Source organism: Vibrio sp. Y176 (assembly GCF_033438945.1).
This window is the reverse complement of the sequence record NZ_JAWOQS010000548.1, coordinates 1-689: the sequence shown is the minus strand read 5'-3', so window position 1 is coordinate 689 and position 689 is coordinate 1. Positions and strand designations below refer to the sequence as shown.

1 protein-coding gene and 1 pseudogene are annotated in these 689 nt (G+C 47.3%); both read left to right on the top strand.

Annotated elements, in window-relative coordinates:
- A partial coding sequence (locus R7O13_RS27225; protein WP_318305243.1) for a TetR/AcrR family transcriptional regulator occupies positions 1–211 on the top strand: 211 nt, incomplete at its 5' end.
- Between the two features lie 147 nt (positions 212–358).
- A pseudogene (locus tag R7O13_RS27220) lies at positions 359–689 on the top strand (DHH family phosphoesterase); the annotation flags it as partial.

Here is a 689-nt window from a genome sequence, read left to right as displayed (position 1 = left end):
GCAGTTGAAATCACTGGTGTGCACGCTGCATTTGATCGCTTGTAGTTGGTTAGCTTACCAATCTGCAATGGCATCGAAAACCAGCATTACCGAGCAAATGGTGAAGCAGGGGATGCTGCAGATGCTGAATGTTGTGAAACCTGTCGCGACTGAACAAGGTTTGGAGCAACTACAGCTGTTGGAAGAAGCGGTCAGCACACTGCAGGGCTGATCGGTCACTTGCTTCAATATTTCGAGAGTCACTCTCATTTTCGAGTCGCGCCTTGAGTTGACTTGTCATACTTGCTACGCACAATAAGACGACTATCTCCCTCGATTAGTTCAAGGGATTGACTCTCGATAAAGGAACTATCGCTCAATGAATTACGACATCTTCAATGGTGATGCAGACGGCATCATCGCACTTCTACAACTGCGTTTGGCTGACCCTATCGATTCCCAATTAATTACTGGCGTAAAGCGCGATATTAAGCTGGTGGAAAAAGTGGACGTGCAAGCGGGTGATGAGCTGACTGTGTTAGACATTTCGATGGAAAAGAACATGGCTGGCTTAGAGCAAGCATTGGCTCAAGGCGCGCACGTGTTTTACGCCGATCACCACAAAGCTGGTGACATTCCTCAACACGGTAATTTGGACGTCCACATCGATCTTGACGCCAATATGTGTACCGCTTTGATTGTCGATAAGT